Genomic DNA, 15,457 nt, shown 5'->3' on the forward strand with positions numbered 1-15,457 from the left:
ACCCTTGGTATTTGAAACTAGTTCGGCGCAAACAAGAGGTAACATATGACTAAAAACAATGAAGAAGTGCGGGGGCTATGTGATGGGAAACTCGGTGATAGCTTGTTCAGGAAACCTTTTCATCATTTCTTGCGTAAGAATGAACTACCTGAACTATTCAATAAGGTAGAAGGTGTGAACGAGCACCGCCTTCTTGCGATCATCACAGCGTTGCTAATTGAAACCAGGCTAGATAACCTACTTGGTCTTTTTTTACCTCGCTATTCTAAGCTATTGAACGCAAGTAATTTCACCTTTTCAATGAAAATAAATTTACTGGAAGCATTAAATTTTGTTCCACCGTCCATCACTACGTCTGCTCATTGCCTGCGGAAAATTCGCAATGAATTCGCTCACGACTTGAGCAAGGTAGACTTTTCGAGCATTGAGGAACCCCTCAAGCGGTCATTGCGTTCGTTATGTGAGAATGCCTATCGTGGCAAAGAGACGCCTGTTCTAGGAGAACGACCTTTGTTCGATGCATTCAAGCAGCTATCATTTTTCTACATAGTTGGATTAGACGCTTACACGATCAACAGAAAAGTTCTTAGAGATGAAATATCGAGAGAGGATTTCATTAATAATCTTGACCAACTGGTTAAAGATATGAACGACTCCACCATTAAGCAAATTATGTCGCAATCCCCTGCAAGCACTGAAATACAGGGCAACCTGCTGATTGAAAGGTATGAGAGGGGCGTAGTAAAAATATCATCCATCGAGCAGCCAGAGGATGAATAAATATTGTTTGTTGATTTTTTGGGATAATTTATTTTTTGTCAGTCCCTAAAATCTAAAATCTAAAATTGGTATATGGAATCAAACTTTACTCAACCACTCATTCTCCTCTGGGTCTTTGAACAGTGAGGTACTGAGATAGCGTTCGCCGAAGCTAGGCTGAATCATGACGATTAGGCGATCGGCATTTTCTGGCCGTTGTGCCACTTGAATAGCCGCGGATAAAGCAGCGCCAGTAGAAATGCCTGATAGCAATCCTTCTTCTTTTGCTAGGCGACGGCTGTAAGCGATCGCCTCCTCATCCGCTACCTGAATCACTTCATCTACCATTTCTGGACGGTAAATTGCTGGGACAAATCCCGCGCCGATCCCCTGGATTTTATGAGGCCCCGATTTTCCACCTGCTAATACTGGGCTGTTGCTTGGCTCAACTGCGATCGCTTTAAAACTCGGCTTCCGCCCTTTAATAACTTCTGCAACTCCCGTAATCGTCCCCCCAGTACCCACTCCTGCCACAAGAATATCTACCTGTCCATCGGTATCATTCCAAATTTCTTCTGCTGTGGTTTGGGCGTGAACTTTCGGGTTGGCGGGGTTGCGAAACTGCTGCAACATATAAGCATTGGGCGTTTGAGCTAAAAGCTGCTCTGCACGACCGATCGCCCCTCGCATCCCTTCTACCCCTGGCGTTAACTCTAGTTGAGCGCCATAAGCTTTGAGCATAGATCGTCTTTCTTGGCTCATTGTGTCAGGCATCGTTAGAATGAGATGGTAACCCTTAGCAGCCGCCACCATCGCCAGCGCAATTCCTGTATTCCCAGAAGTCGGCTCCACTAAAACGGTTTTTCCGGGGTGAATTAAGCCTGCTTCCTCTGCCGCTTCCACCATACTCGCTCCAATCCGATCTTTCACAGAAGATGCTGGGTTCATGCTTTCTAATTTCACCACAATCTGAGCAACCGCTCCCGACGCTTGGGGAATCTTGTTTAATTGAACTAAAGGAGTTCGTCCGATTAACTCTGTGATATCTTTCGCTATCCGCATGTGAGTACTCCGTCGTGTCTAAATATAATACATCGGACTTTGCTGGGCGCGAGTTTCTCTTTCCTGGCACAAGTCTTGGAGTGTATAGCGACCCAAAACTTCAATGGAGGCAGCGTTGGCTTGCTCCCAAACTTCATAAACCAGAGTCTTTTCCAGAGTCGGAGAGTCAGAGTTATCTTTCTCTTTCCGCTCGCCTTCAACCAAAGTGACAATTTCAAGTATTGTAATCTGCCAAGGTTCACGAACTAAAACGAAACCTCCTTTAGAGCCGCGTTGACTCTGCACCACACCAGCACGCCGGAGGTTGGTCAAAATTTGTTCCAGATAACGTTCAGGTATGGGTTGCTTGGCAGTGATCTCGCTCATAGTTAGAGGAAGTTTTTTTCCGTGGTGGCTTGCCAGTTCTAAGAGTGCCAGCAGCGCGTATTCCACTTTGGAAGACAGATCCAAGAGAGCGTAGTTTTGGCTATTCAAGACTGTACTCAACATACTACGGTGAATTGAGGGACTTATCGCAGTTTATGCGAAATTAATTTTTATCAAAGTGTGGAATGTGATAGCATCCCACTTATTACCCACAAAAACGCTATACCCGATCGACTTACCGTAGATTATTATCTCATACAATTCTCATGAATGACTTGATCTTTTAATGGGAATTATTTTGAGTTTCTGTTTTCAGAGCCTCACCTACCAACGAAAATCTCAACTGAGTATGCTACTAACTGATTTGCGAACCATTTTTGAGCGTGACCCAGCAGCCCGTAACTGGCTAGAAGTATTGTTCTGTTACCCTGGACTTCATGCTTTAGTGTTTCATCGATTGGCACACTGGCTGCATAAAATGGGAATTCCCTTCATACCTCGATTTATCTCTCATATTAGTCGGTTTTTAACCGGAATTGATATCCATCCTGGGGCATTAATTGGTCAGGGAGTGTTTATTGACCACGGGATGGGAGTAGTGATTGGTGAGACAGCGATCGTGGGAGACTATGCCCTAATTTATCAAGGTGTCACCCTTGGCGGGACTGGCAAAGAAAGCGGCAAACGCCATCCAACCTTAGGCTCTAATGTAGTTGTGGGATCGGGTGCAAAGGTATTGGGAAATATTCAAATTGGCGATCACGTCAGGATTGGAGCCGGTTCTGTGGTGCTGCGAGATGTGCCCAGTAACACTACTGTAGTCGGGATTCCAGGGCGGGTGACTCGTCAAAACAACTTACCTACCAATGTTCTGGATCATGATAAAGTCCGTGACGTAGAAGCTGAAGTAATCCGTGCTTTATTTGAACGCGTCAAAGCTCTAGAGAAACAGTTCGAGCAGTTGGAAGATCAATCAAGTTTGTCCCCAACTGAGCTTGGCGACGAACCAACCGACAATCCTAAGAGCAAAAATTCTGATGGGATAATTGACGATTTTCTTGATGGTGCAGGAATTTAGGGAATGGGGCAATTCAATTTTGGATTTTGGATTTCAGATTTTGGATTAAATTTCAATCTAAAATCTAAAATTCTTCTTCCCCACTTCCGTCTTTAAAATACCCATAAGCTCTAAGAACCTGATATAAATATAATACTACGGTTAGTTTATCGGAGAATAGTTTTATATAATATGGTGTCTTTGTACACAAGCTTATCTAGCACAAGCAGTAATAATACTAAGCAAATTTTTGCCCGTAGGTCATTTCTGCCAGAGCATCAAAACGACCTTTGGAAGATTGAAACGGGTTTTGTGCGGACTTTTACCTATCTGGAAGATGGTACAACCGTTGCTCTGGGATTGTGGGGACCTGGAGATATTGTTGGTAAAGCTTTGTCAAAATTAGAACCTTATCAGATGGAATGCCTAACTAAAGTGGAGGTGATAGTCTTACCTCTAAAGGAGTGGACTCAACTAACAGAAACTTTACTTGCCCATATCCAACAAGCTCAAGAATTGATGATCATTCGTAGCCATAAAAAAGTGGATACTATGCTCATCAAGCTGTTGGCATGGTTATCCAAAAAGTTTGGTTCGGAAGTTGAGAAGGGACGTTTAATAGATATGCGTCTGACTCACGAAGACCTGGCGGAAATGCTCGGTTCAACTCGTGTTACCATCACTCGTGTTCTTGGGCAGTTTGAGCAAGAGGGCTTGATTGATCGTCTTTCATTGCATCGAATTGTGCTACGAGAAGAAGAAATTTGGTACTACGAAATTTAGATTTTTTCAGCAAAACCAGCGATCGCCATCAGCATTCAGCTTGCCCACAATTCTAAGATTCAGGGATTCCAGGTAAGCCAGACCGCTACAGATTTGTGGCAGTATTCCCCGCAGTTCAATGTCAAAGCATCCTTATCCTGTAGCATAGCCTTAGTAATATTAACTACCAAGCCATAAGCAGAAATTAACTGCGAAATCACAGGTGTTTACAGTTATAGTCAGGAGAGCGTCAATAATTAGCGATCGCCATAAACGCTAGACAAATCCAGCCAAATCGGTAGCTCCAGTCTTTCTAAATAACTCAGGCTAGAGTAGAGTTGCTTTGTTCTCCCCCACAAATCCAAGTCAAACCAGCCGTCATCTTGTGTATCGGGTTGAAGTAGCGCACTGGTGATATTGACTGTTAGTCCATAACGAGAAACTAACTTCGAAATTACCGGTTCTTCGTAATAGGTTTTTAAGACGCACAGTTGCAAGCGCAATCGATTAGTTTGACCTAGAGAAATCCATTGCTGGAATTGTTCTTGCCATTGATTTGTCAGCGATGCAGAGTCTTTGGGATTCAGCTTGCTAGTTGGATTGGGGAAAGGGAGAGAGTGCTGGTTGGGTTGAATCTGGTTAGCGATCGCTAGTTGCAGCAAATTCACTCCCAATCCTTGCAAGTAAGATAGGCTATTTGTCAGTTTTTGGGGATTTCCTGAAAGTTCCAAATCAAACCAGCCATCACCGTCACTATCTGATGTTAGAGATGCAGCTTTGATATTGACGGTTAAACCATAACGAGACACCAGTCGGGAAATTACAGGTTGCCTGTGATATTGTTGAGGCACGAGAATTCGGCTGTGGACTGAAGCGGGTTCTACAGATTTACTCTCAGACATCAGATTAATTCCCAATAGCGATAACGCGAGTGCGTCTCCTTGGCGCAGCCTCTCGTAGAGAAGAGTTGGCGGGCTATGCCTACGCAATTTTTGGGTTCGGCAGAGAATCTTGCTGATGCCGTGCCCCTACAACTCAACTGTGCCTGGTTGAATGTCAGCCTCATAGAGGTTTTCATCTTTCTGGCTTTTATTAAACTACGGAAACCCTATCGATTTAATACATTTAGTTCTGATGTAAAAGAGAGTCCCACAAAGACCACAAATAAGCAATAAGTAAATTCACGTAAATCAAACTCAATTTATGTGGAGTACTTTGACGCCAAACCAATTGAGAATCATTTGAATGGTTGCATGGTAACTGAACTGTATTGCGTTACTCCAGGCTTATCATCAGACATGATTAACTACAGTTTTTGCCCGATAGCGATACCACCACATCACCAAACCAGTAACAAAAAGAACCAGTGGTGCAAGTCCAACAAATACATAGAGAATACGGGTGGGTAAGCCACCAAATGTGCCGTAGTGCAGGGGTACAAAAGAGTTGAGGACGCGATCGCCCAATAGCATCTTTAAAGCATTGTCAACTCGCAAAACCTCACCACTGTACTGATCAAGATAAACATTACTATTCCCATACTCTACATTTTCCTGCGGCAGCTTCATGCGAATTTGTAGAGCATCTTCTGGTTTACTGGGAAAATAAATGCTTTTAGTAACAGCACCAGGTAAGGCAGCATTGGCAATTTTGAGTTGTTCTGTCAGCCCTAATGTTGATTTACTAAGAATTAGCTTGGATACTGGCTCGGATGGTTTTGGGGTGAATGTAACAGCGTAAATAATCGGCTCAGGAAAGCTGAAGCTCCAGCAAAAGCCAGTAAAGCCAGTAAAGAATAAAAAAACTACAGCGATAATGCCAGCCACTTTGTGAATGTCAAAGTTCACCCGCTTAGGATGAGCATCAAGCTTAATTTTGAAGCCTGCAATTAGCTTACGCCAACCAGGCCAGAGAACTAAACCTGTGATGGTGAGGATACACATTAGAAAGGCAGCAATGCCAACAAACATAGTTCCGGTTTCGCCTGCCATTAAGCTGTAGTGCAGTTTAAGGAGCATACCTATTAAAGTTTTATAAGTTATACGCTCACCCATAATTGCGCCTGTATAAGGGTTGACAAAAACTTCTGTCCTTTCCTCATCGGCTGATGACAACTGCCCCACATATGGAGAAGAAGGAGTATCTGGCAAATAAATACGAAAAAGATGGAGATCACTTCGTGCGGCATACTTTGCCTCAATTGTTTTCAGCACAGACTCTGGGGATAACTGCACCTGTTGGGGAGTAATCTGTCCATACTGTTGAATAATCATCAAGTGATCAAAATCTTGCTCGAACACTAACAAGCTACCTGTCAAGCCAACGATAACCAGCACCAGTCCTACTGCTAAACCAAGATAGCGGTGCAAAGTAAATGCTAGATCGCGTATTTTTTTAGAGTTCATGGTAGAAAGTGTGTGATACCAAACATGACTTAATCAGTTCAAAAATTGAAAGAATCAAAACTGCACAGAAAACGTCCCCAGCACAGTCAAAGGCGCACCAGGACGCAGATAGTAGCCTTGAGAATCGTAATATGTAGTATCAAAAAGATTCTTAAAGTTCAGCCCAACCTTCCAGTTATCGCGTTTGTAGAAAATTGAGGCATCAGCACGCACGTAAGAGGGAATTTTGAACGTATTGGGGAGTTCAGCTTCGCGATCGCCAGTATAAAAAACTCCCCCACCAAAACCGAATCCTTTCCAATCACCAATTTGAATTTCATAAGTTGTCCATAGACTAGCCCCACTACCAGGAGCATTTACCAGCGAGTCGCCCACTGGTAGGCTGTTATCTTTACTGACAAAAGCATCGTTGATAAAAGCAGAAGCAATCACATTCCAGCCTGGTAGAATCTGCCCAGAAACGTCAAATTCTAAACCGCGACTTTTCACTTCTCCAGCCGCAATGGAATAGTCAGAGTTACCTGGAGTAGGATCGGTTGTAGCGACATTTTCCTTGGTGATATCATAGGCGGCAAAGGTGGCGGATAGCCTGTCTTTAATTAGTTCGGCTTTGACTCCTACTTCATACTGAGTGCCGCTCTCTGGTGGTAAGGCACTGCCATCGACTGTGCGTGACGAGTTTGGCTTGAAGGATTGGGCGTAGCTGAAGTAAACCGAAATCGGCTCAATCGGTTGATAGACAACGCCAACACGAGGAGTAAAAGGATTGTTATAAAAACGCGTTTCAGTCGGATTGTCGGTTGCGGTACCTGCACTATCGAAATTTTGGCTGAAGCTGCTGCTATGAATGAAATCCACTCTGCCACCTAGTAGTAACTTGAGATTCGGAAGTAAGGTAATTTGGTCTTGCAGGTAAATGCCAAACTCGTCGAAACCTTCTTTGTAAAAACTATACGGAACATCGGTTGGCTGAGGAGAGCCATACACCGGATTAAAAATATCAATGGGTGAGCCATCTGTTTGAAAGTAGGCAGGATCTTTATAGTTGTACTGATCCCAAGCAAAACCCAGGAGTACTTGATGTTTGATCGACCCTGTATTAAACTTACCGATCAGATCGGTTTGGAAGGTGTAGGCAGAGTTGATTATGCGATCGCTAGGAACAAAGCCACGAGGTATTGTCCGGCCATCCACATCTAAATCTGCACCTGGTCGTATTGAGCGCACCCTTTCATCAGAGAAGTAGGCGGCAAATCCACTACGGAGTTGTAAGTTGTCACTAAACCGATGAGCAAATGTCACATTCAGATTGTTAGCATCCTGGCGAAAACTGTTGATATCTGGCTCTCCTAGAAACCGACTGATGGGAAGCTGGAAAACAATTGGGTTAGGCGGAAGTCCATCGTTATAAACGCGATCTGTACTCAGGTACTGATATTCCAGAGTTAATGTAGTGGCATCGCTGAATTTGTAGGTCAATACCGGGGCAATAGAGAACGTTTTAGAGTTGACAAAATCAACAAAATCACCAGTAGTTTCGTAGGCAACATTTAGGCGGTACAGTAATTTTTTGTCAGTCGTGAGTGGCCCTGAAACATCAATCGAGGGACGATAGTAATCGTAACTGCCAACAGTAAATTCACCAGAATAGTAGGGGTAATCGAGTGGTTGTTTGGTAACGAAGTTGACAATCCCACCCGGCTCAAATTGACCATAAAGCACCGAGGCTGGGCCTTTTAGTACCTCGATCCGCTCCAAGCTGGTGGGATTAGTAATCGGAGATGAAATCCTAAATCCGTTCCTCAAACTGTCATAGGTTACAAAACCTCGAATACGGTAGTTATCTTGACTGTCTCCATAGCCCCCCTCTTTGGCGATGCTGCTGACATTACGCAGAGCATCAAAAGTTCGAGTCACCCCTTGATCCTTAATCACCTGTTGAGGAATCACCTGAATAGATTGCGGGATATCGTGCACAGGCGTATCAGTTTTCGTCGCAGTTGTCGCATTAGGCACTCGATACCCATCTTGCTCACCCGTCACCACCAACTCAATCGGCTCATCACCCTGTTGCGCTGATGGTTGACTTGGCTGTGTCTGGCTCCCTGGCTGCTCTTGTTCGGGTTGTTGTGGTGTTTGGGGTTGCTGCTCTGACGGCGTAGAAGGTGCAGCACTAGCCACAGCGAATATTATGCCTTCGTTGGGACTGTCAAACAATTCAACAGTTGGTATACTCCCTTCACCCGTCACTGTTACTCGGATAGTATTGGCATCAAAGTTAGTGACCCTTATCTCAGTAATTCCACTAATTGGTTTAGGAGAACGGAATGTGAACGCATCACCCGACGGGAGGCGCAGTTGAGCATTAGGAATATCAGCAATAAAATTATTACCTGTACTGCGATTTGTGACTTGCAACTGTTCACCTTTTGTAGTCTGTAAAATCACCTCTACACCCGAAGAGGTAGGATTTGCTTTCACTGCTGTAACTTGCACAACTTCTATTTGTGGCGTGTTTGGTGGTGTTGACGACTGCACTAATAACATTTTGGCGCTAGTCACAACGGGTTCTAGCTCACTTAATTGCCTAATCTTTTTAGTTGCTTCAGGTGGCTTGGCTTGTGGTAGTGTTTTCGCGAGGCGATCGCTCAACCGATGATCAGATTTGGGAATCTCTTGCGCTTTTGCAGGCTGAAGCAGCAAAACTGTGGAAAGTATCAACAACCACTCCACTCCGTAACTGAATTTACATACTTGCTTACTCATTTTGTCTCCACACACCTTATTATTTCAGATGACAAAAACACCAACCATACATGTGTTCAAACAGCACTTAATCAGTTCAGAAATTGCAGTAATCAAAACTGCACAGAAAATGTCCCTAGAACAGTCAACGGTGCACCAGGACGCAGATAGTAGCCCTGAGAATCGTAATACTGTGTATCAAAAAGATTCTTAAAGTTCAGCCCCACCCTCCAGTTATCCCGTTTGTAAAAAATGGTGGCATCAGCACGCACATAGGAGGGAATTTTAAATGTGTTGGGGAGTTCAGCTTCTCTGTCGCCTGTATAAAATACTCCCCCACCAAACCCGAATCCTTTCCAATTACCGTTTTGAATTTCATAGCTTGTCCACAGACTCCCCCCAATACCAGCAGCATTGACCAACGAGTCACCCACTGGTAGATTATTATCTCTACTCACAAAAGCATCGTTGTGGAATAAAGACCCAATCACATTCCAACCTGGTAGAATCTGCCCAGAAACGTCAAATTCTAAACCGCGACTTTTCACTTCTCCAGCCGCAATGGAAAAGTCAGAGTTCCCTGGAGTAGGATCGGTTGTAGCGACATTTTCTTTGGTGATATCATAGGCAGCAAAGGTTGCAGATAGCCTGTCTTTAATCAGATCGGCTTTGAGTCCTACTTCATACTGAGTGCCGCGCTCTGGTGGCAGTTGAGTTCCATCTACTGTCCGCGAGTCACTGGGATTAAACGAGCGGCTGTAACTGGCGTAAATTGAAATCGGTTCAATCGGCTGATAAACAATGCCAACGCGAGGTGAAAAAGCTTCATTGTAAAGCCGGTCAACGCTCTCATCACCAATCAGATTATTACCCAAAGCATCCAGTGGTTGAACGGTATTTTTACGATTGATAAAGTCATATCTGCCACCCACTAATAGCTTCAGGTTTGGTAGCAGTGTGACTTGATCTTGCAGATAAAAGGCGATCGTGTCGCGACCGTAGCGGTCGCGCTCTGAGTCTTCATCAAACTCTGGTGGCGAAGAAGCACCATACACGGGATTAAACAAATCAATACTGGGAGTCAGGGAAGTGGTAGTGCGGAGAGAATCGAAGCCCAGAAGGTCTTTATTCCACTCCAACCCCAGCAAAACTTGATGTTGCACAGACCCCGTGTTGAAGTTACCGATCAGATCCGTTTGCAGGGAGTAGTTGCGGTAAAGGTTTCTATCTACTGCATACCGCCGTAACACAGTACGACCATCTGCATCAAGAGAGTTTGGTCGAAACGCTAAGTCATCACCATCGGTCAGCTTAACAGAAAAGGCACTGCGGAGCCGCAGGTTTTTGTTAAAACTGTGATTAAGAGTTAAATTAATGATATGCGATTGAGCCGAGTAATGATCTCCTGGCTCTCCCAATAAACGACTAATCGGCACGTTGAAAACTTTGGGATCGGGTGGTAAACCGTCGTAGAAAGTGCGATCGGCATTGAGGTATTCATATTGAAACGTTAACGTGGTTGCATCCCCAAGTTTTAACGTGAGTTCAGGGGCGATGCTAAAGACTTTTTCATTCAAAAAGTCAACGAAGCTACCAGAGTTTTCATAGGCAACATTCAAGCGATATAGAATGCTTTTGTCTGAGTTAAGCGGCCCAGAAAAATCGAGCGAAGGACGATAGGTACTAAAGCTTCCGGCTGTAAATTCAGCAGAGTAATAAGGATAATCAAGTGGTTTTTTAGTCACATAATTCACCACCCCTCCCGGCTCAAACTGACCATACAGCACAGATGCTGGCCCCTTAAGCACTTCAATCCGCTCAATATTTGTCGGATTTGTCAGGGTAAAAGAACCCTCAGAGAAAAAACCATCCCTCAAATTGTTGTAGGTTGAAAATCCCCGGATGTTGTAATTATCTACCAGTCCAGCGAACCCTCCCGTTATAGTTACACCACTGACATTGCGTACTGCATCACTAATCCTTATGATTTGCTGATCCTTTATGACTTGTTGAGGAATAACTTGAATTGACTGGGGAATGTCACGTTGAGGAGTATCAGTTTTAGTTGCAGTTGTGCTATCTGGTACACTATATCCGTCTTGTTCACCTGTGACTACTAACTCAATCGGTTCATCACCTTGTGTTGATGGTTTTGGCTGTGTTTGACTTTCTGGCTGCTGTTGAGGAGTTGGTTGGGTTTGAGGTTGTTGTGCTATGGATGCAGCAGTTGCCACACTAAAAATTAAACCCTCATCCGCACTGTCAAATAACTCGACAGTTGGAACACCTGTTTCTCCGATCGCACTTACCCTAATAGTATTGGCATCAAAGTTAGTAACTGTGATTTCACTAACACCCGCAATTGGTTTTTCCGAGCGGAATGTAAATGCTTCACCACTAGGTAAACGCAACTGTGCATTAGGAATATCAGCAATGAAGTTATTACCAGCACTGCGATTCGTGATTTGCAACTGTTCTCCTTTAGATGTCTGTAAAATCACCTCTACACCCTTAGATGTGGGATTTGCCTTTACCGAGGTAACTTGTACAATTTCTGTTTGTACCGTGTTTGGTGGTGTTGATGATTGCACTAATAACATTTTGGCGCTGGTAACAACGGGTTCTAGTTCACTTAATTGCCCAATCTTCCCAGTTGCTTCAGATGGCTTGGCTAGTGGTAGTGTTTTCGTAAAAGCGCTTAACCGATTATCAAATTTAGGAATATCTTGCGCTTTTGCAGGCTGAACCAGCAAAACTGTGAAAAATATCAACAAATACTTCAGCCTGCCGGTGAATTTACATACTTGCTTAATCATTTTGTCTCCACACACCATATTATTCAAGATGACAAAAAACCTCATTCCATGCGTAGCTTCATAATTGCTGTTCTAGCGATGCAGATACAGAAAATTGAGCTTAGAATGTGAAAGATACAGAGCCAATCACCGTAAATGGATCACCTGGGTAAACAACGTCGCGTCCCTGAGTTTCCAGGTAGTAGTTAATATCAAAAAGATTTTTGAAATTGAGACCAACCCTCCAGTTATCTTGCTTGTAAAACAGCGCTGCATCTGTGCGAAAATAACTTGGTAGGATAAGGGATTTGTCAATTTCTCCGGGGCGATCGCCTACATAATAGAGACCTAAACCAAAGCCTAACCCTTTTAACTTACCTTGTTGAAGTTCGTAAGTTGTCCAGAAACTGGCAGTATTTTCTGCTACGTTTTGCAAGCGATTGCCCACAGGTAAGTTATTATCACGGGTGACTCTGGCATCTATATAACCATAGCTAGCAATCACATTCCAACCTGGTGTTATTTGTCCGACGATATCAAGTTCAATCCCTTTGCTGGTCTGTTCCCCCACCTGAATGGAGTAATTGGAATCAATGGGATCATTAGTTAAAACGTTAGATTTTGTGAGGTGGTAAGCTGCCAATGTTGCTGAGAGTTTGCCGTCAAGCAGCTCTCCTTTAACGCCTACTTCGTACTGTTTACTGCGTTCGGGAGTAAAAGGTGAATTGTCCCTAGACCGTCCATACTGTGGTACGAAGGATTCTGCATAGCTTGCATACAGAGAAACAGGACGGATCGGTTGATAGACAATGCCAACCCGCGGTGTGAAGGCGGAATTATTGTCGTTGGTTGCACTTTGGGCTACCAAGTCCTTTTGTAAAATACTGACCGTATCAAAACGACCGCCCAGGAGTAGCTTGAGGTTCTCAGCAATAGTTACCTGGTCTTGTAGATAAAAGCCTAATGTATCTGTAAAATTTTGAACTATGTAAGGAGTCGTGGGACGGGTAATCGGAACAAAGTAAACGGGATTGAAAACATCAATGGATGCAAAAGGTCCGTTGGTAAAGCCATTGGAAACATTGGTGTAACGGTTCAGGTCTACGCCAAACAGCAGCTTGTGGGTAATTGTTCCTGTTTTGAAGTTACCAATAACATCTGTCTGGAGTCTGTAGTCCTCTTGGGTGGTTCCACCAAAATTAGCTATATCTCTAGTTGCTGTGCGTCCATCTGCTTGCAGTTCGTCCACCTGAACGCGGATTTCATCACTCTTGAATATGTTGGTAGATAAGGTCTGATGCAATTGCCAATCCCGACTGAAGCGGTGTTCGAGATTGTACCCAAACTTGTAGTTTGTAGCAGTGCCTTCGTTAATGGATGGTTCACCAAAAAATCGAGTGATCGGAACTGACCCAGGGCGATCGCCAATTGCAATCACTCCGCGATCGGGTTTATAATCTCTGTCATTGTACTCGAAGAATACCTTTAAATCCGTATTATCACTAAGCTTCCAAGCTATAACTGGTGCAACAAATATCTTCTGGGAACTAATAAAATCTCTGAAACTACCAGTATTCTCGTAGGCAATATTGAGGCGATAGAGGAGGGTTTTGTCTACATTCAGAGGCCCTGATAAATCCAAAGCTGAACGATAGAATGCATAATTTCCAGCACTCAGATCGACATTGTAGTAGGGGTCATTTAGAGGTTGCTTCGTCACAATATTGACAATTCCACCTGGTTCGGTTTCTCCAAATAGCACAGATGCTGGCCCCTTGAGTACCTCAACCCGTTCCACATTTGCAAAATCTGTGGACGCAAAGTTGTCACGAATTCCATCTCGAAAAGTTATTTCTTGCGTAAATCCCCGAATTCTCACTCTGTCAAAGGAGTTTTGATAGCCTGCACCTGGTGTTACCCCACTGACATTTTGCAGAATATCCCGCAATCTAATTGTTTTTTGATCATCAATTATTTGTCGTGGAATCACCTGAATCGATTGGGGAATGTCGCGCAGAGACGTATCAGTTTTAGTCGCAGTTGATGCATCAGGTACGCGATACCCATCTTGCTCACCCGTTACCACCAATTCAATTGGCTGATCACCCGAAGCTGATGGTTGACTTGGTTGTGTCTGGTTGGTTGGCTGTTGTGTTTGGGGTTGCTGCTGTGATGGCACAGAAGGTGCAGTACTCGCAACAGAGAAGATTATACCCTCGTCTGGACTATCAAACAACTCGACAGTTGGTACACCCACCTCACCTGTCACTGTCACCCGGATAGTATTGGCATCAAGATTTGTTACCGTTATCTGTGTAACACCCGCTATTGGCTTTTCTGAGCGGAATGTGAATGCTTCGCCCGATGGTAGGCGCAGTTGAGCATTGGGAATGTCAGTAATGAAATTGCTACCAGCACTGTGATTGACTAGTTGCAACTGTTGACCTTTGTTAGTCTGTAAAATCACCTCCACACCTTTGTCAGTGGGATTTGCCTTAACGCCTGTCACTTCCGTAACTTCAGTAGTTGGCATATTCGGTGTTGTTGATGACTGTACTAGCATTTGAGCGCTGGTATTGGGAAGTTCTACTTCATTCAGTCTTAGAATCTTTCCAATCAACCTAGAATCGTGTAGTACTAATGTAACATATTTACTTTGTGCTTGTTTGTTGACTTCTTGAGCAATTGCACTTATTGGAACGCAGAACCAAATAGAGCTTGTAACCAGCAGAATTTTCAATATTTGCCTTAACACCATTTGCCACTCCTACACTTACTCTCCATCTGCCATTAACTCTCAATAAATCAGTAAATAGCTGCTAGCTACTGAGATATATAATCAGCTACTTGAGAATACAGATTACAGGATATGACTAAGCAATTGCAAATAGTTCTCAGAATTTATTTACAAGGAGACTTGACAAATAATAGGTTTTTGATTTTAGTGCTGTGATTTCGGCTACCTTTTTGTTTAAGTTAATTGAAAATTATATTAAACCTCTAAAACTATTAATAATATTTATTTTTAATCCACTAAATCTATAAAAGCTAATGGAACTTTGAAACAATCTTTGCCCAAACATAGCCAGACTTAGCTTTATAAGCGGCAAATACATCAATGGGTTCTGGGCGGTGCATGAGGAAATCCCTCATGTTTAATTCTCCCGTTTCCAATCGGTGATCTGGATCGTGGACGTAAGCGGCCATTGCTGAAGCGTCGGCGGGGTCACTTTTTTAAGTTGCCTCAATCTCTGCGTGGGCCACTTCCCTGATTTTTCGCTCTACTTGCTCCATTAGGTGAGAGATTGCCTCCTCTATATCTCCTTCCCTCAAAAACTTTGTCAGATTCTTCTAGATATTTACTAAAGTTGTACCTTCGATTGTGTATTGATTATCGGTATCACCTGCACAAAACATCCGCCAACAGTGATACAGACAAAGGCATATTGGTTCAATGCCACAATGGAAATATATTCGGTTTGCTTCATAATTTAAGTAGTTTTTAA

12 protein-coding genes and 1 pseudogene are annotated in these 15,457 nt (G+C 43.6%); 4 read left to right on the forward strand and 9 right to left on the reverse strand.

What is annotated here, in order from left to right:
• Positions 1 to 45 precede the first annotated feature (45 nt).
• Positions 46 to 780: a DUF4145 domain-containing protein gene (locus V7K48_RS02005; protein ID WP_335069121.1), complete on the forward strand. Its 735-nt coding sequence runs from the start codon at positions 46 to 48 to the stop codon at positions 778 to 780.
• A 78-nt stretch (positions 781 to 858) separates the two neighbouring features.
• On the opposite strand, the gene cysK is transcribed toward V7K48_RS02005, so the two are convergent.
• Together cysK and V7K48_RS02015 are read right to left on the reverse strand one after the other, a co-directional pair.
• Complete coding sequence (cysK, locus tag V7K48_RS02010) at positions 859 to 1,821, reverse strand: cysteine synthase A (protein WP_335069123.1); 963 nt, start codon at positions 1,819 to 1,821, stop codon at positions 859 to 861.
• An 18-nt stretch (positions 1,822 to 1,839) separates the two neighbouring features.
• Positions 1,840 to 2,310: an RrF2 family transcriptional regulator gene (locus V7K48_RS02015; RefSeq protein ID WP_335069125.1), complete on the reverse strand. Its 471-nt coding sequence runs from the start codon at positions 2,308 to 2,310 to the stop codon at positions 1,840 to 1,842.
• 226 nt (positions 2,311 to 2,536) lie between these two features.
• Between V7K48_RS02015 and cysE the strand changes: the two genes are divergently transcribed.
• Positions 2,537 to 3,265, forward strand: a complete 729-nt coding sequence (gene cysE, locus V7K48_RS02020; protein ID WP_442949396.1) for a serine O-acetyltransferase — start codon at positions 2,537 to 2,539, stop codon at positions 3,263 to 3,265.
• Positions 3,266 to 3,436: 171 nt separating this feature from the next.
• On the forward strand, positions 3,437 to 4,027 hold the full coding sequence (locus V7K48_RS02025; RefSeq protein ID WP_335069129.1) for a Crp/Fnr family transcriptional regulator: 591 nt from the start codon (positions 3,437 to 3,439) through the stop codon (positions 4,025 to 4,027).
• Positions 4,028 to 4,263: 236 nt separating this feature from the next.
• Here V7K48_RS02025 and V7K48_RS02035 read toward each other — a convergent pair whose 3' ends face one another.
• Complete coding sequence (locus V7K48_RS02035) at positions 4,264 to 4,908, reverse strand: NIL domain-containing protein (RefSeq protein ID WP_335069131.1); 645 nt, start codon at positions 4,906 to 4,908, stop codon at positions 4,264 to 4,266.
• Between the two features lie 75 nt (positions 4,909 to 4,983).
• Here V7K48_RS02035 and V7K48_RS02040 point away from each other — a divergent pair, with 75 nt between their 5' ends.
• Positions 4,984 to 5,181: a hypothetical protein gene (locus V7K48_RS02040; RefSeq protein WP_335069133.1), complete on the forward strand. Its 198-nt coding sequence runs from the start codon at positions 4,984 to 4,986 to the stop codon at positions 5,179 to 5,181.
• A 117-nt stretch (positions 5,182 to 5,298) separates the two neighbouring features.
• Here V7K48_RS02040 and V7K48_RS02045 read toward each other — a convergent pair whose 3' ends face one another.
• The 6 genes and pseudogenes from V7K48_RS02045 to V7K48_RS02070 all read right to left on the reverse strand — a co-directional run.
• Positions 5,299 to 6,411, reverse strand: a complete 1,113-nt coding sequence (locus V7K48_RS02045; RefSeq protein ID WP_335069135.1) for a PepSY-associated TM helix domain-containing protein — start codon at positions 6,409 to 6,411, stop codon at positions 5,299 to 5,301.
• A 54-nt stretch (positions 6,412 to 6,465) separates the two neighbouring features.
• The gene (locus V7K48_RS02050) at positions 6,466 to 9,177 is read right to left on the reverse strand and encodes a TonB-dependent siderophore receptor (protein ID WP_335069137.1); all 2,712 of its coding nucleotides are present in this window, start codon (positions 9,175 to 9,177) and stop codon (positions 6,466 to 6,468) included.
• Positions 9,178 to 9,269: 92 nt separating this feature from the next.
• The gene (locus tag V7K48_RS02055; RefSeq protein ID WP_335069139.1) at positions 9,270 to 11,972 is read right to left on the reverse strand and encodes a TonB-dependent siderophore receptor; all 2,703 of its coding nucleotides are present in this window, start codon (positions 11,970 to 11,972) and stop codon (positions 9,270 to 9,272) included.
• 100 nt (positions 11,973 to 12,072) lie between these two features.
• Positions 12,073 to 14,709 carry a TonB-dependent siderophore receptor gene (locus V7K48_RS02060; RefSeq protein ID WP_335069141.1) on the reverse strand — a complete coding sequence of 879 codons (2,637 nt, stop codon included), beginning with the start codon at positions 14,707 to 14,709 and terminating at the stop codon, positions 12,073 to 12,075.
• Between the two features lie 290 nt (positions 14,710 to 14,999).
• Complete coding sequence (locus V7K48_RS02065) at positions 15,000 to 15,158, reverse strand: hypothetical protein (RefSeq protein ID WP_335069143.1); 159 nt, start codon at positions 15,156 to 15,158, stop codon at positions 15,000 to 15,002.
• A gap of 156 nt (positions 15,159 to 15,314) precedes the next feature.
• Positions 15,315 to 15,439: pseudogene (locus V7K48_RS02070) on the reverse strand (CRISPR-associated protein Cas4); the annotation flags it as partial.
• Between the last annotated feature and the right edge of the window lie 18 nt (positions 15,440 to 15,457).

It is taken from the genome of Nostoc sp. (assembly GCF_036919615.1).
In the GTDB taxonomy this organism is placed as follows: domain Bacteria; phylum Cyanobacteriota; class Cyanobacteriia; order Cyanobacteriales; family Nostocaceae; genus Nostoc.

What these genes read in the sequence shown, in the direction of transcription:
- V7K48_RS02005 (WP_335069121.1), top strand. Translation starts at nt 46, where the DNA reads ATGACTAAAAACAATGAAGAAGTGCGGGGGCTATGTGATGGGAAACTC.
- cysK (WP_335069123.1), bottom strand. Translation starts at nt 1,821, where the DNA reads ATGCGGATAGCGAAAGATATCACAGAGTTAATCGGACGAACTCCTTTA.
- V7K48_RS02015 (WP_335069125.1), bottom strand. Translation starts at nt 2,310, where the DNA reads ATGTTGAGTACAGTCTTGAATAGCCAAAACTACGCTCTCTTGGATCTG.
- cysE (WP_442949396.1), top strand. Translation starts at nt 2,537, where the DNA reads ATGCTACTAACTGATTTGCGAACCATTTTTGAGCGTGACCCAGCAGCC.
- V7K48_RS02025 (WP_335069129.1), top strand. Translation starts at nt 3,437, where the DNA reads ATGGTGTCTTTGTACACAAGCTTATCTAGCACAAGCAGTAATAATACT.
- V7K48_RS02035 (WP_335069131.1), bottom strand. Translation starts at nt 4,908, where the DNA reads ATGTCTGAGAGTAAATCTGTAGAACCCGCTTCAGTCCACAGCCGAATT.
- V7K48_RS02040 (WP_335069133.1), top strand. Translation starts at nt 4,984, where the DNA reads ATGCCTACGCAATTTTTGGGTTCGGCAGAGAATCTTGCTGATGCCGTG.
- V7K48_RS02045 (WP_335069135.1), bottom strand. Translation starts at nt 6,411, where the DNA reads ATGAACTCTAAAAAAATACGCGATCTAGCATTTACTTTGCACCGCTAT.
- V7K48_RS02050 (WP_335069137.1), bottom strand. Translation starts at nt 9,177, where the DNA reads ATGAGTAAGCAAGTATGTAAATTCAGTTACGGAGTGGAGTGGTTGTTG.
- V7K48_RS02055 (WP_335069139.1), bottom strand. Translation starts at nt 11,972, where the DNA reads ATGATTAAGCAAGTATGTAAATTCACCGGCAGGCTGAAGTATTTGTTG.
- V7K48_RS02060 (WP_335069141.1), bottom strand. Translation starts at nt 14,709, where the DNA reads ATGGTGTTAAGGCAAATATTGAAAATTCTGCTGGTTACAAGCTCTATT.
- V7K48_RS02065 (WP_335069143.1), bottom strand. Translation starts at nt 15,158, where the DNA reads ATGGCCGCTTACGTCCACGATCCAGATCACCGATTGGAAACGGGAGAA.